Here is a 19,270-nt window from a genome sequence, read left to right as displayed (position 1 = left end):
AATTATGCGGGCCCTCAGCCGACGGGGGAAGCGTGGCCGCCGGCGGGCAGGACGTCCCGCAGCTGCCTGCGCGACGTGATCGACAGCTTCGTGAAGACCTTGCGCAGGTGCCACTCGACCGTCCGCGGGCTGAGGAAGAGCCGGGTGCCGATCTCCGGATTGGTCAGGCCCTCCAGCACCAGCAGCGCGATCTGCCGCTCCTGCGGGGTCAGCTCCGCGCTGGACGACGCCTCGACCGTGCGCTTGCGGACGCTCTCCCCCGTGGCGAGCAGTTCCCGGTGCGCCCGCTCGGCGTACGCCTCCATCCCGATCGACGCGAACATCTCGTAGCCGGTCCGCAGCTGCTCCCGCGCCTCGCGCTGCCGCCGGTTCCGGCGCAGCCATTCGCCGTACAGCAGATGGGCGCGCGCGAGTTCGGGGCGCAGCTCGGTACGGCCGAGCCGCTCGATCGCCTCGCGATGGAGCTCCTCCGCGTCCGCCCCGTCGCTCAACAGCGCCCGGGAGCGGGCGAGCACGCCGAGCGCCCAGTCCGTACCGGCCGGCCGGGCCGCGTCCACCAGGTCTTCGAGTGCCGCGCGCGCGGCATCGTCCGCACCGGCGTGGACCGCCGCCTCGACCAGTTCGGGCAACGCCCAGACCGACACCCACAGCTCCGCCATCCGGGTGCAGACCTGGGCCGCCGCCAGCGCCTCCCGGTAGCGGCCGAGACCGTTGTAGAGGACCGCGGCCGCCCACTGGGCGACCGTGACGCCCATCAGCTGACCGGCGGCGCCGGCCTCCTCGACCGTCGCGGCGATCAGCGCCGCGGCCTCGGCCTCCCGGCCGCGCAGGGCGCTCAGCCGGAGCTCGACGTGCGGCGCGATCGGCACGCCGGTCGCCGCGGACACGTCCTCGATCTCCGCCACGATCGACGAGGCGGCGGCGAGGTCGCCCGTCCAGGCGACGGCGATCCCCAGCGAGGTCAGGCAGAACGGGAGTTCGGTCAGCGCGCCGGCCGCGCGCACCCCCTCGACGACCCGGCCGACGAGGACGCGCATGGCCCGGTCGTCCCAGACGGCCGCGCTGACGCCGTTGGCCACCCACCCCCACGTCAGGACGTCGCGGACCGGGAGGTCCACGAGCGCGTCGAGCGCCCGCCGCAGCACGGGGACGGCGGCGGCCCGGCTCTCGGTGACCAGCAGCGCGTAGCCCTCGAGGACGAGATCGAGGGCATGCGGGGGCCCCGCCGGTGCAGGCAGCGCCCTGATCGCCTCGGAGATCGCCAGCAGGCTGTCGGAGTGCGCGGCGACCAGCGCCGTGGTGCCCCACGCGATCAGGTACGTCTCCCGCGCGAGCTCGGCGTCGAAGGGCTCGATCCGCTGCGCGGCCGCCAGCAGCAGCGGCGGCGCCTCGTGGTTGAGCCCGAGCGCGAACGTGATCCGGCTCTGCACCAGCCGCGCCCGAGCCCGCTGGAAGTCGCTCTGCGCGTTGCGGTCGGCGATGTCGGCGAACCGGCGCGCGGTGTCGAGGTCGCCGGCCTGCAGGGTGGCGTCGGCGGCCGCCACCGCGCGCTCGGCGCGCCGCGAGGAGTCGACGGTCAGCGCCACGCACCGCTGCAGGAACGCCGCGGCGGCGGCCAGCCCGCCGCGCGCCTGCGCCCGTCCTGCGGAGCGCTCCAGTTCGGCGGCGACGGACTCGTCCGGCGCGGCCGCCGCGGCCGCCAGGTGCCAGGCACGGCGATCCGGATCGGTTCCGGCGTCGGTGACCTCCGCCAGCGCCAGATGCACCGCCCGCCGGTCCTCCTTCGACGCCTGCCGGTACACGGCCGACCGGACGAGCGGATGGCGGAACGTCACGCGCGCGTCCAGCGACAGCCATTCCCGCGTGCGGTCGGCGAGCGCCTCCGCCGCCGTCGCACCGAGCCGGGCGGCGGCGCCCCACACCAGGTTGGGGTCGCCGACCGGCTCGGCGGCGGCGATCAGCAGCAGCAGCCGGGCCTGCTCGGGCAGCTCGCCGATCCGGGCCAGGAAGCTCTGCTCGATCCGGCCCGGCAGGGCGTCCGCGCGCAGGAGCCCGAACCCGCCCGCCATGCTCAGCCCGCGCGGCAGCTCCAGCAGGGCGAGCGGATTGCCCCTGGTCTCGGTGACGATCCGCTCGCGGACGTGCTGGTCGAGACGGCCGTAGGTGACCGAGTCCAGCAGGGCGTGCGCATCGGCGTGCCGCAGGCCGGTGATCTCCAGTTCGCTGAGCCCGAGCAGGTCCCGTGACCGCTCACGGGCACCGAAGAGAAGGACGACCGACTCCGCCAGCAGCCGCCGGGCGACGAACCCGAGGACCTGCAACGAGGCGTGGTCGACCCACTGCGCGTCATCGACGACGCACAGCAGCGGTTGGTGCTCCGAGGCGTCCGACAGCAGGCTGAGCACGGCCAGCCCGACCAGGAACCGCTCCGGCGGCGCCCCCGCCCGCAGCCCGAACACCGTCTCAAGAGCAGCACGCTGAGGCTCGGGAAGATGTTCCACCCGCCCCAGCAACGGTGCGCACAGCTGATGCAGCGTGGCGAACGCCAGTTCCATCTCCGACTCGACACCGGCCGCACCGAGCACGCGCATGCCCGCCGCCGAGCCCTCCGCATACTCCAGCAGCGCCGACTTCCCCACCCCGGGCACCCCGTGCATCACGAGAACACGGCTCTCACCACCACGCGCAGCCGCGAGCAGCCGATCGACGACGGCGCACTCCGCCCCCCGCCCCAGCAACGCGACCTTCGCATCCCGCCCCGCACCCCGCCTGCGCTGCTGCACCCGATACCGCCTTCGTCGCATACGCCCTGCGCCCGGCCGCCTAATCGTCACCCACAATGATCCCCCCCGCCAAGCCGCCGCCCCCGATCCGTGGTGCGCAGCCGGCCCCCCGCTGCCGTCAGCAACATCCGCACCGCGATGACGCGCGTGTGCGGGTCGGACCTGTAGCCCTACCGCCGCGCGGAGTCGACCGAGGCGCCGCACCCGAAATGAGCACCTGCCAGGCCGAGTACGTCCGCACCCCCAACGCCCAGGGCACGCTCGTCGCCACCGGCGTCCCCCACGACGGCCCTACTGTGGCTGTGCACCCAGGGCCGGATCGCACTCCCATCGACGGCGGCTACACCGCCCAATAACCCAGCCCACACCAAGCAGGGGGAAGGGGCGAAGCCCCAAACCGGCCGAGCGCACAGAACAGGGAGGCGAGGGGCGAGGCCCCAGAAGCGAAGCGAGCGCCCGGGGGTGCAGGGGCGGAGCCCCTGCATCGGGGGTCCGGGGGTCGCCCCGGGTCAACATGACGAAGGGTCTGGGCGGTCATGTCGAAGTCCAGGAAGCCGCCGTCGGTTTCGCGGAGGCGCCGCCAAGCGCGGTAGCCGGTGAGGCTGGCCTTCTCCCAGTCGGCGGCGCGGCGAGTGGACACCTCGAAGCTGGGCGGTGATGGAGCGGATGGTCTCCAGCAGGGCGTTGTCGACATGGGTCTTGCCTTCGAGGTAGTTGTGCTCGCTCGCGTAGGCGAACACCAGCGCGGACATGGCCTCCTCGATGGCGATCGCCCTGCCGCCGTCCTCGGCGAGGTCGATGTCGGGCCGGGAGCGCCCCGTGCAATCGGTAGTGGTCGTCGATGTGAGAGGCGTCGGTAAGCGGATCACCGACCTGCTCACGGTGCCTCCTTGTTGGGCTCTCGGGCTGTGATGGCTTCATCTCTGGGCGCGGTGTTACGGGTGTGGTCGTGGATGCGGGCGAGGTGGTCCAGGAGGGCCGGCGGGCTGTGGACCTCGAAGGGGCAGTCGAGGGACAGGAGGCGGAGCGCGAGCCATTCGACAGTGTCGGCGGCGCTGCGCCATCGCGTCCGGTCGCCTTCGGGGGTGAGGGTTCCGTCGCCGAGGTGGTCCTGCAGCCGGATCATCGCTGTGGCGAGGGCGAGGTGGAGGGTCACGTCTGCGCGGTAGACCGGCGCCATGGTCAGGGCGGCCCGCGCGAGGTGGGTCTGCAGGTCCTCCTCGGGCAGGTGCCGGGAGGTGCGGGCGCCCGTGCCGCGCGGAGTCTGGATGCGATCTGCTCGGAAGGTGCGCCAGGCGTCGCGGTCGATGTCGAAGGCGAACAGGTACCAGTGGTGGTGCGCGCTGACCAGCCGCTGCGGTTCGACGTGCCGGGTGGTGATCGCGCCCTCCCGGTCCCGGTAGCGCATCCGCAGCCGTTCCCCGCCCGCGATGGCGGTGGCGAGAGCGGTGAGGACGTCGGGGTCGGCGGTGCGGCCGGGGGGCATCCAGCCCGAGATCGAGTTGCCCAGGGCGCGGACGCGGTGGCGCAGGCGGGTGGGCAGCGAATTGCTCAGCTTCGCCAGGGCCCGGATCCCCGCCTCCTCCAGTTCGGGCAGACCTTGCGCCGCGACGGTGCGCAGCCCCAGCGCGACGGCGACCGCCTCGTCGTCCTCCAGCAGCAGGGGCGGCAGTGCCGAGCCCGCGACGAGCCGGTAGCCGCCGTGCGCGCCGAGGTCGGCCTCGACCGGATAGCCCATCTCGCGGAGCCGCTCGACGTCCCGCCGGACCGTGCGATGGGTGATGCCGAGCCGCTCGGCCAGTTCGCTCCCGGGCCAGGTGCGCGGCGTCTGCAGAAGCGAGAGCAGCGACAGCAGCCGCGAAGTGGGTCCGGACATAAGGCAGAGGATGCACGCCATCTAGGACTGAAACAATCCTAATTCCTGCCTACGTTCGTCTTCGACAGCCGAGCGACCAGGGAATGGGATCGTGATGTCCGAGCAGATCAGCGCCGCCCCCGAGGGCTACACCAGCGTCGCACCGTGGGTCGTCACCGACGACACCGGAGCCTTCCTCGACTACGTCTCCCAGGCATTCGACGGTGCCGAACTCGGGCGGGTGGCGACCGAGGACGGGCTGATCGGCCACGGCGAGATCCGCGTGGGCGACACCGTCGTCCTCGCCTTCGACCGACGTCCCGACTGGCCCGCCATGCCGAGCCTCCTGCGCGTGTTCGTCCACGACGCCGACGCGGCGTTCGCCCGCGCCGTCCAGGCGGGCGGCACCGTCGTCACCCCCGTCGCCTCCGACGCCTTCGGGCAGCGGGGCGGCCGGATCAAGGACCCCTTCGGCAACATCTGGTGGGTGGTCGCCCACGTCGAGGACGTCCCCGAGCAGGAGATGTGGAAGCGCCTGCAGGAACCCGTCTACGCGGCGGGCATGCGCGTCGCCCAGGAGACATTGGACGCCGAACTCAGCGGCCGCGTCCGAGGCCGCAGCAGCGCACCGGTCCGGCTGCCGCACTGACGGGAATCGCGGGGCCGCTCGCCCCTTCGCGGGCCGGCGGCCACGCAGCCCGCTTGCGCTCACGCGCCCCGAGCTCTCGACGTGACCGGCTGTTCGGGAGCAGCTTCAGCCCTGCTTCCGAACGGGGTGCCGTCGGGTGGTGACCTCTCGCCCCGGCCGCGCGAGAGCCGACAGACGCACGATCGCGCAGATTCGTGGTCGGCGTGGCCACTGATCAGATGTTCGGTGAGGCGATGCTCCGCCCGGCACGGCGGCGCGGCGTCATCGGTTCGCCGGCCGGTCCCCGGTCGAGGGCGCGGCGGATTTGCGGTGGTGGGAGGCGCGGGCCTTGGCGCGGTTGCCGCAGATGTCCATGGAGCACCAGGTTCGGCGCCGGTTGCGGGAGTGGTCGTAGTAGGCCCATCGGCAGCTCGGTTCCCGGCAGGCCTTGAGCCGCGTCCAGGTGCCGTCCGCCACGGCCTCGGCCACGACGGCGAGCAGGCTCGCCAGCGCCGCATCCACCGGCGCCCGGGTGCGGGCGACCAGCCGGGGCGGGGAGACGGTCACGTCGAGCATCAGCGGGAACTCGCGGGTGAGGTCGGCGAGCTCGGCGCGAGCGGCGGGGTTCAGGCCGTCCGGGCGCGGGCTGGAGACCGGCTGGGCGTTGTTCTCGGCGATCAGCGCGCGCAGCCCTTCGCGGATCCGTTCGCCGCGGTCGCGCTGCTCGGCGTTCACCACCGTGCCTGCCGGCATGAGGCCGCGGGCGTGCAACCACGTCGCCAACTGGTCCGGGGTCGCGATCTCGTCGCCGTCCCGGCGGCGGGTGTTGACGAACTCCTCGATCACACGCAGCGGCATCGGCGCGGTCCCGGTGGTGATGTTGTCCGGCACGGGCCCGGCGGCATGCTCGTTCATCACGCCTCGCAGCCTACCCGGCTATCGAAGATGGTAGGTTACCTAACCGACGCAACCGTTACGTCAGTTAGATACGGAGGCTCGCTGGTGAGCATCAGCATCGGCAACATCGGCATCGACACCAATGACCTGGCCGGTAGCACCGCCTTCTGGCAGGCGGTCACCGGCTACCAGGTCGCGTCCTCGGACGAGGGCACCACCTACCTGGAGGACGCGAACAAGAGCGGCGTCGGCCTGTCCCTGCAGGCCGTCCCCGAACGCCGGGACGGCAAGAACCGGCTGCACCTGGACCTGTTCACCGACGACCTGGCAGGCGAGGTCGACCGCATCCGGGCCGTTGGCGCGAGCGAAGTGCGGCGCTTCGACGGCTGGGTCGTGCTGGCCGACCCCGAAGGCAACCAGTTCTGCGTCGTCGCCGCGTAGACGCGCTCACCACCGCGCGAGACCGGTTCCCACCACTACGGAAGAGACAGACATGGCCTCCGTGCAGAAAGAGATCATCATCGATGCCGACCCCGCGGCCGTGTGGGCGATCATCAGCGACTTCACCGACGGGCCCGTCCGGATGGCCCCGGGCTTCGTCACCGACAGCCGGCTCGACGAACCGGACGTCAGGGTCGTCACGTTCGCCGACGGAACAGTGCTGCGGGAGCGGCTCATCGCGCTCGACGATGAGCTGCGCCGGCTCGTCTACTCGGCCATCGGCGACACCATGCAGCCGGCACACGACAACGCGTCGATGCAAGTCGTCCCGCACGGGGACGGCCGCAGCCGGTTCGTCTGGATCCACGACGTGCGACCGGACGAGCTCACCATCCCGATGGCGGCCGGAATGGACCACGGCCTGAACATCTTCAAGCAGGCGCTGGAGTCCACCAAACACCCCGGCTAGGTCAGTCGCGCGATCCCAAGAACCCCGACGGCCCCGCCCTGGTGCTCCACCACCCACCAGAACAGCAGCCTGCTCCGCCAGGTCAAGACCGGCCGGCACGACCTGTAACCCAGGCCGCGCACCAGACTGGCCCCGACCGACCCGAGGGCCGGGGTGCTCTGCTGCGCGTCCGCCCCTTCGGTCCCTGCGGTCACAGGAGACTGGCCTCCGTAACGACGAAGACCCCGGAGCTTGCCCGCTCCGGGGTCGTTTCGTCACTGTGGGGCTACGACTTTCGTCTGTACCCCCGAGTGGGCGAGGAGGGATTTGAACCCTCACATCCTTTCGGACACACGGACCTGAACCGTGCGCGTCTGCCGTTCCGCCACCCGCCCATGGGTGCCGCCCCGTTTCCGGGTGCCTGAAAAGGCTAGCACGGTCGGGGTAGTGGTTAGGTACTCGGATACTCCTAGCGAACCTTCGCACCGATACGATCGTCTACCAGTGGGGAAGGGAGGTGCCCGTGGGCGTCATTCAGCGCTTCGAGCGACGGCTGGAGGGCATGGTCGAAGGGGCCTTCGCCCGTGCGTTCAAGTCGGAGCTGCAGCCGGTCGAGGTGGCCAGTGCTGTGCAGCGCGAGATGGACGACAGGGCTGCGATCGTGGCGCAGGGCCGCACCCTCGTGCCGAACGACTTCGTCGTGGAGATCTCTCAGCAGGACGGGCAGCGGCTGCAGGTGTACGCCGACAGCCTGAGCCAGGAGTTGGCGAACCTCGCGCGCGAGTACGCGAAGGAGCAGGGGTACTCCTTTGTAGGGCCGGTGCGGGTGCGGTTCGAGAACGCCGGGGATCTCGCCACGGGCATGTTCCGTATCCGGTCGGGGGTGATCCGGGGCTCGACGGTGGAGGGCGGGGAGATCCGCCGGCCGGTGAGCGATGTTCCGCAGGGCGGCCGCGGCGGTGTGTTCGGGGGGCATCCGCGGCTGCTGGTGACGACGGCTGTGGAGGGTTCGGACACGACACAGCGCACTTATGAGATCAACACCCCTGTGACTCTGCTGGGTCGTGGCACGGACTGCGACCTGCGCCTCGTCGATCCGGGCGTTTCCCGGCATCATGCCGAGATCCGCGTAGAAGGTCCCGAAATCGCTCTCGTGGATCTAGGGTCGACCAACGGCTCGTTCGTGAACGGGCAGCCGATCCGGCGGGTCACGCTGGTGGACGGCTCCCGGGTCACGATGGGCCGGACAACCCTTGTGTTCCGCCGCGATAGGGAGTAACCCCGACTCCGATGTCCCCATTCACCCTCACGCTGATCAAGCTGGCGTTCCTCGCGGTGCTGTGGCTGTTCGTCATCGCGGCCGTCGGTGTGATCCGGGCCGACCTGTTCGGCTCGAAGGCCGCCACGAAGGCGGCGGCGCGCCCGTCCCCGTCCCGGCCCCCCAGGCAGCCGAAGCCGCCGCGCCAGCAGCAGCAGCGCAGCGCCCAGCACGGCGCCCCGAGCAAGCTGGTGGTGGTGCAGGGCGAACGGGCCGGCACCGTCATCGACCTCACGGGGGTGCCCATCACCATCGGCCGGGCGAATGACGCCACTCTGGTCGTGACCGACGACTACGCTTCCAGCCGGCATGCCCGAATTTTCGCGCAGGACGGTCAGTGGATCGTGGAAGACCTCGGCTCGACCAATGGGACATACCTCGGACGCACGAAGGTGAGCCGGCCGATGCCGGTGCCGCCCGGCGTCCCGGTCCGTATCGGCAAGACCGTGATCGAGCTGCGCAAATGACACTGGGAATCCGCTACGCCGCGCGCTCCGACGTCGGCATGCTGCGCGAGGGCAACGAGGACTCGGCGTACGCGGGCGCGCATCTGCTCGCGGTGGCCGACGGCATGGGCGGCCACGTCGGCGGGGAGATCGCCAGCGCCGCCGCCATCGAGGCGCTGCGCGGGCTGGACAAGGACCTGCCCGCGACGGAGCTGCTGGCCGCGCTGGAGCACACGGTCAAGACGGCCAACGACAACCTGCACCGCATCGTCGAGTCGGACCCGGCCCTGCAGGGCATGGGGACGACGCTGACGGCGATGCTGTGGGCGGGCAACCAGATCGCGCTGGTCCACATCGGCGACTCCCGCGCGTACCTGCTGCGCGACGGCAGCCTGTTCCAGATCACGCACGACCACACGCTCGTCCAGTCGCTGGTGGACGAGGGGCGCATCAGCCCGGACGAGGCGGCGTCGCATCCGCAGCGGTCGCTGCTGCTGCGCGCGCTGGACGGCCGCGGCGAGGTCGACCCGGACCTGTCGCTGCGCGAGGCGCAGGTCGGCGACCGGTACCTGCTGTGCTCGGACGGACTGTCCGGCGTCGTCACGGCGGAGACGATCTTCCAGGTGCTCACCGACGTGGACGAGCCGGACCAGGCCGTCCGGCAGCTGATCGACCTGGCGAACCGGGGCGGCGGCCCCGACAACATCACCTGCGTGGTCGCCGACGTGATCGACCTGGAGCGGCAGCCGCCGACGGGCGGTCCCGGCCATGCGGTGGGCGCGGCGGCGAACGCGGCGCCGCCGGAGCCGCCGGGCGGCGGTCCCGGCGCGAACACGACGGTGGCCGACACCCCGGCGGGCCGGGCGGCGCAGCTGCGCGACACGCGCCCGCAGCCGCCCGTGGCGGTGGACGAGCGTCCGCCGCCGCCGGCCCCGGCGCCGATGGCGGACCCGATGGGCGGCCCGCCGCCGGTCCAGCAGATGCAGATGGAGCGGCCGCGGCGCGGCGGCGCCCGCCGCTGGACGTGGCTGGTCGTGGTGGCCGGCGTGGTCGTGGTGGGCGTGGTGGCGGGCGGTTTCGTGCTGCTGCAGAACGTCCGGAACGGCTACTACGTCGGCGCCGAGAACGGCAACGTCGTCCTGTTCCGGGGGACGCCGCAGAAGGTGCCGGGCCTCGACCTGTCCCGCAAGGCGGACGCGTCGAAGCTGCAGCCGATCAAGGTGGCGGACCTGCCGCAGGATCTGCAGCAGCAGGTCAAGGACACCTACACGGTGGACGGCCCGGCCGCGTGGAACACGCTGGTGGAGCGCGTCTGCAAGTACTCCCTCGTCGACCAGGCAGGCAAGGTCGGCATCGTGCGGGGCCTCAAGCAGCAGAACTGCGAGGAGACCCAGGTTCAGCCGGGTGCCATCCCGGTCGCCCAGCTGCCGACGTCCGACGCGACGAAGGTCAGGAAGGGCGAGTTCGCGTTCATCGGGCGGGACGCGGCGACGGCCGCGCTGGACGAGCTGGCGGCCCGCCGCGACAAGTGCAAGACCAATGACCCGGGCATACCGGACTGCCCCTCGGGCGGGGGGAGCTCGTAGATGCACTCGCTCGGGGAGCAGATCAGGGCACGCCTGCCGTACCAGCAGCGCAACGCGGCCTCGCTGGCCCTGCTGGCCTTCGCGATGGTGCTCACGCTGTCGGCGTTCGCGGAGGTCGGGCTGGCCCGTGACGGCAGCCTCCCCGCCGGGCTGTTCGTTTACGGCGGCGGTCTCGCGGTGCTGGCGTTCATCGCCTACGTCATCCAGGCGAAGTTCACCCCGTTCGCCGACCCGCTGCTGCTGCCGCTCGCGGTGGCGCTGAACGGCCTCGGCCTGACGATGATCTACCGGCTCGACCTGGACACCAGCGCCGACCGCAAGGCCGCGGCCGCGGCGGGCAAGAAGCTGCTGCCGGACGCCGCGAACGCGCCCAGCCAGCTGATGTGGACGTTCGTCGGCATCGTGCTGTTCGTCGCCGCCGTCCTGATCATGCGGGACACCGACAAGACGGACGCCCGGCTGTCGTTCACCCCGAAGACGGCGCAGCGCTACACCTACCTGATCGGCCTGTCCGCGATCATCCTGCTGCTGCTGCCGATCGTCCCCGGCATCGGCGCGGAGATCAACGGCGCCCGCGTGTGGATCAACGTCGCGGGCTTCTCGGTGCAGCCGGGCGAGTTCGCGAAGCTGCTGCTGGTCGTGTTCTTCGCCGGGTACCTGGTGAACAAGCGGCAGGCGATGTCGCTGATCGGCAAGAAGGTGGGCCCGGTCAGCCTGCCCCGGGGCCGCGACCTCGGCCCGATCATGGTGATCTGGTTCTTCTGCCTGGGCGTGCTGTTCCTGCAGAAGGACCTCGGTACCGCACTGCTGTTCTTCGGCCTGTTCATCTCGATGCTGTACATCGCGACGCAGCGGGTCTCCTGGGTCGTGATCGGCGTCGGGCTGCTCGCGGTGGGCGTGTTCATCGCGACGCTGCTGCCGTTCATGGGGCACGTGAACCAGCGCATCGACATCTGGCAGAACCCGAAGCCGTACTTCGACGGCGGCTGCCTGCTGGAGAACGGCAAGGTCGTCCCCGTCAACCCCGACACCGAGATCTACAAGAAGTTCGACAAGCCGGGCATCATCTCGCCCGGGTTCACCGCCTGCGCCAACCTGGGCGGCGAGTACTCCGACAGCGCGCAGCTGATGAAGGGCCTGTACGCGCTCGGCCAGGGCGGCGTGCTCGGCACCGGGCTCGGCCAGGGCGAGCCGTGGCGGACGCCACTGTCGTTCAGCGACTTCATCTTCGACTCGCTGGGCGAGGAACTCGGGCTCACCGGGCTGATGGCGATCCTGCTGATCTATGCGTTGATCGTGCAACGCGGGATGAAGACGGCCGTGGCGGCGCGGGACCCGTTCCTGAAGCTGTTCGCGGGCGGTGTGTCGTTCGTGCTGGCCCTCCAGGTCTTCGTGATCGTCGGCGGCGTCACCCGGCTCATCCCGCTCACCGGTCTCACGACGCCGTTCCTGTCGCAGGGCGGTTCGTCGCTGATGGCCAACTGGATCCTGATCGCGATCCTGGTCCGGATGAGCCATGACGCGCGCAAGCCCGCCCCCCAGGCGATCCAGGACGAGGGCATGACCCAGATCGTGAGCACGAGGTGACTTCCCCCCTATGAACATGGACAAGCCGGTTCGGCGGGTGGCGATCTTCGCGCTGCTGCTGTTCTTCGGGCTGATGGCGCAGGTGAACTACGTCCAGGGCAGCCAGGCGGAGGACCTGCGCACCGACTCGAGCAACAGCCGGCAGTACGCGGACGTGTTCAACTCGCCGCGGGGGCAGATCTCCGCGAGCGGCGAGGTCCTGGTGACGTCCAAGGAGACCGGCAAGGACAACCCGAAGTACGGCCGCTCCTACAAGGACGGGCCGATCTTCGCCCCGGTCACGGGCTACTTCAACGGCGGCGCCACGCAGGTCGAGCGCGCCTACAACTCGCTGCTCGGCGGCAAGGACAAGCGGATCACCCAGCAGCACTGGTTCGACGTGTTCATCGGCAAGAAGGCCGACGGCGCGAACGTCGAGCTGACGATCGACCCGGACGCGCAGCGCACCGCGTACGCGCAGCTGAAGGCGAAGACGCAGCAGGGCCGCCGCGGCGGCGCCGTGGTGATCGACGTGAAGACCGGCGCGGTGAAGGTGGCGGCGTCGTGGCCGTCCTTCGACCCGAACGAGGTCGCGCCGCAGACCGGCACCAAGGGCGGGAAGCGGCTGGAGCAGCTCAACGAGGGCAACGGCGTGGTGAAGCCGCTGATCGACAACGCGCTGAGCCAGACGTTCCCGCCCGGCTCGTCGTTCAAGACGGTGGTGTCGGCGCTGGCGATGAAGAACCTGGGCGCGACCAGCTCGACGACCGTCGACACCGGCCAGCTGCTGCTGCCGGAGTCGGGGCGTCCGCTGCCGAACTCGCACGACAGCGGCAGCTGCGGCGGGTCGGCCTCGCTGCGGGGCGCGTTCGCCGAGTCCTGCAACACGACGTTCGCGAAGATGGCCCTGAACATGGGCATCCAGAAGCTGCACGACGGCTCCGGGGAGTTCGGGTTCGGCAAGCGGATCCAGCTCGAGCCGGACTTCTACACGGCCGAGAGCGACGTCCCGGTGGCCTACACCGACGCCAGCGGCAAGACCACCCCGACCGGCCAGGACGGGACGGCCCGGTCCGGCATCGGCCAGGAGAACGTGCGCGCCACGCCGCTGCAGATGGCGATGGTCGCGTGCGCGGTCGCCAACGGCGGCAAGATCATGAAGCCGTACACGGTGCAGACGGTGCGGGCCAAGGACCAGAGCCAGCTGTACGGCGCCTCGCCGGAGGAGTTCGCCAAGCCGATCAGCGGCGACCAGGCCGGGCAGCTGGAGGACATGATGCGCGCGGTGGTCACCGAGGGCACCGCGAAGAACCTGGGCGGCATGCGGATCGCCGGTAAGACCGGTACCGCCGAGCAGGGCCCCGGCAACCCGAACGCCAACTGGTTCGTGGGGTTCAGCCCGACCGACAAGCCGCGGTACGCGTTCGCGGTGATGACCGAGGCGCCGGGCTCCGGCGCCGGCAACGCGGGCCCGATCGCCGGGGCGATCATGGCGAAGGTCCTGCAGAAGTGAGCACGGGCCTCGTCCTGAACGACCGGTACCGGCTGCTGGAGCGGCTGGCCGTCGGCGGGATGGGCGAGGTCTGGCGGGCGGCGGACGAGCGGTCCGGCCGGCAGGTCGCGGTGAAGCTGCTGCGGCTGGAGCTCGGCTCGGACATGCGGGCGCGGGGCCGGTTCGAGTCCGAGGCGCGGTTCGCGATGGAGCTGCGGCATCCGGGGATCGCGCGGGCGTTCGACTTCGGCGAGCACGGCGGCCGGACGTTCCTGGTGATGGAGCTGGTGACGGGCGAGCCGCTCGACGAGGTCCTGGCGCGCGACGGCGGGCTGCCGCTGGAGGCCGTCCTCGATCTGGTGGTGCAGGCGGGACGGGCGCTCACGGTCGCGCACGACGCGGGGATCGTGCACCGGGACGTGAAACCGGCGAACCTGATGGTGTCCCCGGACGGCATCCTGAAGATCACCGACTTCGGGATCGCGCGGCGGCTGGCCGCGGCGTCGCAGACCCAGACCGGGATGGTCATGGGGACGGCGCACTACATCTCGCCCGAGCAGGCCCAGGGCAAGGACCTGTCGCCGAAGGCGGACCTGTACTCGCTGGGCGTGGTGGCCTACGAGTGCCTGACGGGCGCGCCGCCGTTCGACGGGTCGACGCCGGTGGAGGTGGCGCTCAAGCACGTCCGGGACGCGCCGGCGGAGCTGCCGGCCCGGGTGCCGGAGGCCGCCCGCGAGCTGATCATGGAGATGCTGGCGAAGGACCCGGCGGCCCGCCCCCGGGACGCCGGGGCGGTCGCGGCCCGGGCGCTGGCGATCCGCGCGTCGCTGCTCGGCGCGCCGTTCGGCACACAGTCCGACAGGCCGCCGGCCGCGCGGGCCGACAGGCCGCCGGGTGGCCCGGCCGGCAGGCCGTCGGGTGCGCGATCCGGTCGGTCGTCCGGGGCGCGAACCGGCAGGGTTGGGTCGCCCGGTGGTGACCCCATCGTTACTAAATCGGCTGCTTCGTCGGGATTTGACGGTGACCGACCGGCAGATAGCCTCACGAACGGGACAGTGCAACGACGCACCGCGGTGACGTACGCGTCGGTCGCGGCCGTCCTCGTGGTCTGCGTGATCGTCATCGGTTCCCTCTGGAAGGGGCTGGCGTTCGCGGGGTCCGGCGGGGACGAGCGGGATCCGCCAGCCTCCCCGGCCACCAGCCCGGTCGGCGGCGACGTCCCCGGCGGCCCGGAGCACGATCCAGCGGCCCGTCCCAGCTCCCCGCCGGAGCACCGGGCGAGCCGCACTCCCCGGCGCCCGGCTGTCACACCACGGCACCGGACGCATAGGATCCGTCCGTCAACGCGGGTGAGGCCTGAGACGTCTCCTTCACAGAAGCCATCCACGAAATCGCCCCGGGCGACGCCCACCGCCCCAGAGCCAACACCCACAGCGACGGGGAGCACCACGACTCCGTCAACTCCGAGCCCGGTTGCCTCGCCGACCCAGACCAGGCAGCTAGGTTCTGAGGACAAGGTGTAGACGTACGAGGGAAAGTGCACATATGAGTCAACCTCGGCTGCTCGGCGGCCGCTACGAGCTCGATTCGGTGATCGGGCGGGGCGGCATGGCCGAGGTCTACCGTGCCCGAGACCTGCGGCTGGATCGCGTCGTCGCGGTCAAGACGCTGCGGTCGGACCTGGCCCGTGATCCCACGTTCCAGGCACGGTTCCGGCGCGAGGCCCAGTCGGCCGCGTCGCTGAACCACCCCTCGGTCATCGCCGTGTACGACACCGGCGAGGACATGATCGGCGACACCTCCATCCCGTACATCGTGATGGAGTACGTGGACGGCAGCACGCTGCGCGACCTGCTGCGGGAGAACCGCGCGCTGCTGCCCGACAAGGCCCTGGAGATCACCGACGGGATCCTGCGCGCGCTGGACTACAGCCACCGCGGCGGGATCGTGCACCGCGACATCAAGCCGGCCAACGTGATGCTCACCCGGCAGCACGAGGTCAAGGTCATGGACTTCGGCATCGCCCGCGCCATGGCCGACTCGGCGGCGACGATGACGCAGACCGCGCAGGTGATCGGCACCGCGCAGTACCTGTCCCCCGAGCAGGCGCGCGGCGAGCGGGTGGACGCCCGCAGCGACATCTACTCGACGGGCTGCGTGCTGTACGAGCTGCTCACCGGCCAGCCGCCGTTCACCGGCGACTCCCCGGTGGCGATCGCCTACCAGCACGTCCGGGAGGAGCCGGTGCCGCCGTCGCAGGTGGACCCGCAGATCCCGCAGTGGGCCGACGCGATCGTGCTGAAGGCGATGGCGAAGGAGGCGGACCACCGCTACCAGAACGCGAACGAGTTCCGGCAGGAGATCCAGCGCGTCCTGCAGGGCCATCCGGTGGCCTCGACGGCGGCGTCGACGATGCTGATGGGCGGCGCGCAGCCGCAGGGCACCCAGGTCATGGGCGCCTACCCGCCGGGCCCGGCGCGCACGCAGATGCACCGCCCGCAGGACGACGGATACGGCCTGCCGCCCGTCCACTACGACGACGACATGCCCGAGCGCGGCGGCAACGGCAAGAAGGCCGCGCTGTGGGTGGGCCTCGCCGTGCTGTTCATCGGCGGCGCGGCCCTCATCGGGTGGATGCTGAGCGGCGGCGGCGGTGAGAAGAACGCGCAGGTCGCGATCCCGCGGAGCATCGTCAACGTGTCGCAGAGCGACGCGACGGCGGAGCTCACCAAGCTCGGCTTCCAGGTCGGCGAGCCGAAGACCGACTTCAGCGACGACGTCCGCAAGGGCTACGTCATCAGCTCCGACCCGGAGCCCGGCACGGAGGCGGCCAAGGGCGCCACGGTGACGCTGCTGATCTCCAAGGGCGAGAAGCCGCCCACGGAGATCGAGGTCCCGACGGTCACCGGCCAGCAGTACGCGACGGCCAAGAAGGCGCTGGAGGACAGGGGCTTCGACGTCCAGAAGAGAGCCGAGTCGAGCGACACCGTGCCGCGCGGCACCGTGATCAGCACGAATCCGGCCGGCGGGTCGAAGGCCCCGAAGGGCGCGAACATCACGGTGGTCGTCTCCAACGGCCCGGCGAACCTGCAGATGCCGAACCTGTTCAACAACAGCCAGCGGGCCGCCTGCGGGAAGCTGGAGCGGTCTGGGCTCAAGTGCCATGTGCAGAAGGGCCAGCCGCCGGCGGACCGGCAGGTCGCGCCGGGCTTCGTCTACGACCAGCAGCCGACCGAGGGTGCCACGGTCGCCCCGGGCGACACGGTGACGATCTTCGTGGCGGACAAGCCGCAGCAGACCCCGACCCAGCCGGGCGGGACGCCGACGACGCCGGGCTTCCCCGGCTTCCCGGGCGGCAACGACTGACCCGGGCCGCTCGGCAACGCGCAAGGGCCCCGGCTCTCCATGAGGGAGGCCGGGGCCCTTCGCGGTCGGCCCGCAGGGGCCGGACATGAAAATGGGGCTTCCGCCACTCGGGGGCAATGGCGGAAGCCCTCGTTATGGTCTTCGTCACGCGGCCGTAGGACGTTACGCATTTCAACCGAAATTTTCCCGACCTGTCGGCCATGCCCCGGTTCGCACGATGGTTCCTGCGCGTCCCCGACGTCGTCCGCGCACTGTTCTCGCAGCTCAGCCAGGGGTCGCGGCACCGGACGGCACCGGCGTCTGGACGACCCCGTGGTCGAACTGGATCTTGGATTCGATGCGGGGGAACGCCACGTACCAGAGGACGGCGGCGACGGCGAGCACGATGCCGAGCACGGTCACCGCCCGCACGGGCCACGCGCCCGGGAGACGGTGCCAGATCCAGGCGTACACGGGACCTCCTACTTTCCGGTGGGGTTTCCGGCGGGCTGTGCGGCGGGGGTGGCGGGCCGCACGCGGGGCAGCGCCTCGGCCAGCTCACCGAAGACGATCATTCGTTCGGCGGCGGAGTACTTGGGGTGGCAGGTGGTGAGCGTGATCAGCCGCTCGGTCGGCTTCGCCTTCGGGTGGAACGGGACGGGCGCCGCCACCTCCACCGCCGACGGCTTCACGATCTTGCGGTCGGTGACCTTGTAGACGTACTGCTCGTCCCGGGTGTCGATGAGGATCCTGTCGCCCCGGTCGAGTTCGCCGAGCCGGTTGAAGGGGGCGGAGTAGGTCGTCCGGTGCCCGGAGACGACGAAGTTGCCGAGCTCGCCGGGCAGCGCCGTGCCGGGATAGTGGCCGGGCCCCTTGCGCAGGTCGTCGCGGCCGACGCCCTCGATGACGACGAAGTGGTAGTCCTTGCCGAACCGGGGGATGCGGATCATCGCGAGCCCCTTGCCGAGCTTCACCTTCTCGGTGGTGACCTTGCTGCTGCGCCAGCTGTTCAGCATCTCGTCGTGGAGCCGGTTCTGCTGGCCCTCGGTGTACCGGCCGGTGCCCCACAGCTCGTAGGTGACGAAGAGCATGACGATCAGGCCCGCGGTGATGCACAACTCGCCCATGCCACGGATCACCGTCCGCACGCGTCCTCCTTCGTCGGGGCAGCCCGCGGGTCAGCCGCCGGGTTCCGGCGGAACCGTGGCGTGCTTCATCGTCACGTTGCCGGTGTAGGGCGGCAGCGTGGCCCGTTCCACCGTCCGCACCGAGTAGCCGAGCCCGTACGCGCGGACGTACTTGCGGTAGACGGCGATCTCGGGGGACGCGCCGAGCGCCGCGCGGAGCCGGTCCGGATCGCCCACGGCGGTGATCCGGAACGGCGGCGAGTACACGACGCCCTGCAGGATCAGGGTATTGCCCACGCAGCGGACCGCGCTGGTCGCGATGACCCGCTGGTCCATGATCTGCATCGCCGCGGCGCCGCCCGCCCACAGCGCGTTGACGACGGCCTGCACATCGGCCTGGTGGACGACGAGGTCATCGGGGTGGACGCCGTGCGGCGGGCCGCCCGATTCCGGTGGCGCGTCGTCCAGCGAGACCCGGACGGCGCGGCCGGTCACCGGGGTGAACCCGGCGCCGGCGGCGAGCCGGTCGGCCTCCTCCCGCGCACTTTTCACGCGCGCGTCGTGACGTCCGGCCTCCCGGGAGATACGGTCGATCTGGTCGCGGAGCCGCCGGTACTCGGCGCGCTCGCGGTGGCCGCGCCGCTGCTCGGCGGTGATGAGTTCGGTGATCTGGGTGCGGCCCTGCTCGCGCAGGCTCGTGCCGCGGGCCGTGCTCGCGCTCGCCGCGAACAGGGTCCCCGCGAGGAGCGTGAGAACTGGGATGATGCTTCCCCACCCAGGACGCCGTACATTGCTCATCAGTCAGTGCTCACCAGCGACTACGCTAACCGACAAAACACCCATGCGCGGTCCGGCGCTCCGGCCGCCGGACGCCCGAGGAGATCGATCCCACCGTGGCCAAGTCGAAAGTGCGCAAGAAGGCCGTCTACACGCCCCCGCAGAAGTCCAAGGCGCCCGAGGTCAGCCCCCGCTGGCTGGTGCCGACGATGGTCGGGCTGTGGCTCGTCGGCCTCGTCTGGATCGCCGTCTTCTACGTGACGGCCAGCACCGGCACGAAGGTGCCGGTCATGACCGACCTGCACAACTGGAACCTGGGCATCGGCTTCGCCGCGATCATTCTCGGCGTGATCCTGTCGACCCGCTGGCGCTGACCGCAGGTTATCCACAGGCCGAGGATCTCCCACCCCGGCTTTCCCCAGGTTTTCCACAGGCATTTTCCACAGGCTGACGCCGTTGCGTGGGGGCGCCCAGGGGCGGGGAGGGCCGGCCCCCCCGAAAAAGTCCGGTTTAGGAAGGCCGGTGTTGTCACCCACCACGCCCCCAGCCGCCCCCGCGAGA

The 19,270-nt window shown here is 71.1% G+C and carries 19 protein-coding genes, 1 tRNA gene and 1 pseudogene; 12 read left to right on the top strand and 9 right to left on the bottom strand.

Annotated elements, in window-relative coordinates; translation table 11 throughout:
* Window positions 1–14: 14 nt before the first annotated feature.
* Window positions 15–2,804: an AAA family ATPase gene (locus tag ABZ806_RS34565; RefSeq protein ID WP_500221679.1), complete on the bottom strand. Its 2,790-nt coding sequence runs from the start codon at window positions 2,802–2,804 to the stop codon at window positions 15–17.
* A gap of 188 nt (window positions 2,805–2,992) precedes the next feature.
* On the opposite strand from ABZ806_RS34565, the gene ABZ806_RS34560 reads away from it, so the two are divergent.
* Window positions 2,993–3,139 carry a hypothetical protein gene (locus ABZ806_RS34560; protein WP_500221678.1) on the top strand — a complete coding sequence of 49 codons (147 nt, stop codon included), beginning with the start codon at window positions 2,993–2,995 and terminating at the stop codon, window positions 3,137–3,139.
* On the opposite strand, the gene ABZ806_RS34555 is transcribed toward ABZ806_RS34560, so the two are convergent.
* From ABZ806_RS34555 to ABZ806_RS34545, 3 genes and pseudogenes are all read right to left on the bottom strand, one after another.
* Window positions 3,124–3,477, bottom strand: a complete 354-nt coding sequence (locus ABZ806_RS34555; protein ID WP_500221702.1) for a MazG C-terminal domain-containing protein — start codon at window positions 3,475–3,477, stop codon at window positions 3,124–3,126. The genes ABZ806_RS34560 and ABZ806_RS34555 overlap by 16 nt on opposite strands.
* Window positions 3,446–3,652, bottom strand: a pseudogene (locus ABZ806_RS34550) (MazG C-terminal domain-containing protein); the annotation flags it as partial. The gene ABZ806_RS34555 and the pseudogene ABZ806_RS34550, both read right to left, overlap by 32 nt.
* A gap of 8 nt (window positions 3,653–3,660) precedes the next feature.
* Entirely contained in the window at window positions 3,661–4,659 is a 999-nt protein-coding gene (locus ABZ806_RS34545) for a helix-turn-helix transcriptional regulator (protein WP_500221677.1), read from the bottom strand.
* Between the two features lie 94 nt (window positions 4,660–4,753).
* Between ABZ806_RS34545 and ABZ806_RS34540 the strand changes: the two genes are divergently transcribed.
* A complete protein-coding gene (locus ABZ806_RS34540; protein WP_500221676.1) occupies window positions 4,754–5,287 on the top strand; it encodes a VOC family protein in 534 nt (177 codons plus the stop codon).
* A 261-nt stretch (window positions 5,288–5,548) separates the two neighbouring features.
* Here ABZ806_RS34540 and ABZ806_RS34535 read toward each other — a convergent pair whose 3' ends face one another.
* Window positions 5,549–6,181, bottom strand: coding sequence for a CGNR zinc finger domain-containing protein (locus tag ABZ806_RS34535; protein WP_500221701.1), 633 nt, complete (start codon window positions 6,179–6,181; stop codon window positions 5,549–5,551).
* Between the two features lie 87 nt (window positions 6,182–6,268).
* On the opposite strand from ABZ806_RS34535, the gene ABZ806_RS34530 reads away from it, so the two are divergent.
* Window positions 6,269–6,604 carry a VOC family protein gene (locus ABZ806_RS34530; protein WP_500221675.1) on the top strand — a complete coding sequence of 112 codons (336 nt, stop codon included), beginning with the start codon at window positions 6,269–6,271 and terminating at the stop codon, window positions 6,602–6,604.
* 52 nt (window positions 6,605–6,656) lie between these two features.
* Complete coding sequence (locus ABZ806_RS34525; protein WP_500221674.1) at window positions 6,657–7,073, top strand: SRPBCC family protein; 417 nt, start codon at window positions 6,657–6,659, stop codon at window positions 7,071–7,073.
* Window positions 7,074–7,364: 291 nt separating this feature from the next.
* Here ABZ806_RS34525 and ABZ806_RS34520 read toward each other — a convergent pair.
* Window positions 7,365–7,447, bottom strand: a tRNA-Leu gene (locus ABZ806_RS34520).
* 128 nt (window positions 7,448–7,575) lie between these two features.
* Here ABZ806_RS34520 and ABZ806_RS34515 point away from each other — a divergent pair.
* Genes ABZ806_RS34515 through pknB form a run of 7 tightly spaced genes read left to right on the top strand, consistent with a single transcriptional unit; the run spans window position 7,576 to window position 16,826 of the window.
* The gene (locus ABZ806_RS34515; RefSeq protein ID WP_067627928.1) at window positions 7,576–8,331 is read left to right on the top strand and encodes an FHA domain-containing protein; all 756 of its coding nucleotides are present in this window, start codon (window positions 7,576–7,578) and stop codon (window positions 8,329–8,331) included.
* 11 nt (window positions 8,332–8,342) lie between these two features.
* Window positions 8,343–8,837 (top strand): FHA domain-containing protein FhaB/FipA, encoded by a 495-nt coding sequence (locus ABZ806_RS34510; RefSeq protein ID WP_500221673.1) that lies wholly within the window; start codon window positions 8,343–8,345, stop codon window positions 8,835–8,837.
* Window positions 8,834–10,402 carry a PP2C family protein-serine/threonine phosphatase gene (locus ABZ806_RS34505; RefSeq protein ID WP_500221672.1) on the top strand — a complete coding sequence of 523 codons (1,569 nt, stop codon included), beginning with the start codon at window positions 8,834–8,836 and terminating at the stop codon, window positions 10,400–10,402. Before ABZ806_RS34510 ends, ABZ806_RS34505 begins: the two co-directional genes overlap by 4 nt.
* Window positions 10,403–11,989 carry an FtsW/RodA/SpoVE family cell cycle protein gene (locus ABZ806_RS34500; protein ID WP_500221671.1) on the top strand — a complete coding sequence of 529 codons (1,587 nt, stop codon included), beginning with the start codon at window positions 10,403–10,405 and terminating at the stop codon, window positions 11,987–11,989.
* 16 nt (window positions 11,990–12,005) lie between these two features.
* The gene (locus tag ABZ806_RS34495) at window positions 12,006–13,481 is read left to right on the top strand and encodes a peptidoglycan D,D-transpeptidase FtsI family protein (RefSeq protein ID WP_500221670.1); all 1,476 of its coding nucleotides are present in this window, start codon (window positions 12,006–12,008) and stop codon (window positions 13,479–13,481) included.
* Entirely contained in the window at window positions 13,478–14,983 is a 1,506-nt protein-coding gene (locus ABZ806_RS34490; protein ID WP_500221669.1) for a serine/threonine-protein kinase, read from the top strand. The genes ABZ806_RS34495 and ABZ806_RS34490 overlap by 4 nt, the downstream gene beginning before the upstream one ends.
* 22 nt (window positions 14,984–15,005) lie before the next feature.
* Window positions 15,006–16,826, top strand: a complete 1,821-nt coding sequence (pknB, locus tag ABZ806_RS34485) for a Stk1 family PASTA domain-containing Ser/Thr kinase (protein WP_500221668.1) — start codon at window positions 15,006–15,008, stop codon at window positions 16,824–16,826.
* Between the two features lie 264 nt (window positions 16,827–17,090).
* On the opposite strand, the gene ABZ806_RS34480 is transcribed toward pknB, so the two are convergent.
* From ABZ806_RS34480 to ABZ806_RS34470, 3 genes are read right to left on the bottom strand one after another with little or no spacing between them, the layout of a single operon-like run.
* On the bottom strand, window positions 17,091–17,279 hold the full coding sequence (locus ABZ806_RS34480) for a hypothetical protein (protein WP_500221667.1): 189 nt from the start codon (window positions 17,277–17,279) through the stop codon (window positions 17,091–17,093).
* A gap of 8 nt (window positions 17,280–17,287) precedes the next feature.
* Window positions 17,288–17,953 (bottom strand): class E sortase, encoded by a 666-nt coding sequence (locus tag ABZ806_RS34475; RefSeq protein ID WP_500221666.1) that lies wholly within the window; start codon window positions 17,951–17,953, stop codon window positions 17,288–17,290.
* 30 nt (window positions 17,954–17,983) lie between these two features.
* Window positions 17,984–18,730, bottom strand: a complete 747-nt coding sequence (locus ABZ806_RS34470) for a DUF881 domain-containing protein (RefSeq protein WP_500221665.1) — start codon at window positions 18,728–18,730, stop codon at window positions 17,984–17,986.
* Between the two features lie 95 nt (window positions 18,731–18,825).
* On the opposite strand from ABZ806_RS34470, the gene ABZ806_RS34465 reads away from it, so the two are divergent.
* On the top strand, window positions 18,826–19,083 hold the full coding sequence (locus tag ABZ806_RS34465; protein ID WP_500221664.1) for a cell division protein CrgA: 258 nt from the start codon (window positions 18,826–18,828) through the stop codon (window positions 19,081–19,083).
* The last annotated feature ends 187 nt before the right edge of the window (window positions 19,084–19,270 follow it).

Origin of the sequence: Spirillospora sp. NPDC047418 (assembly GCF_040643275.1) — a bacterium.
Lineage (GTDB): Bacteria > Actinomycetota > Actinomycetes > Streptosporangiales > Streptosporangiaceae > Spirillospora.
This window is presented reverse-complemented; position numbering and strand designations above follow the sequence as displayed.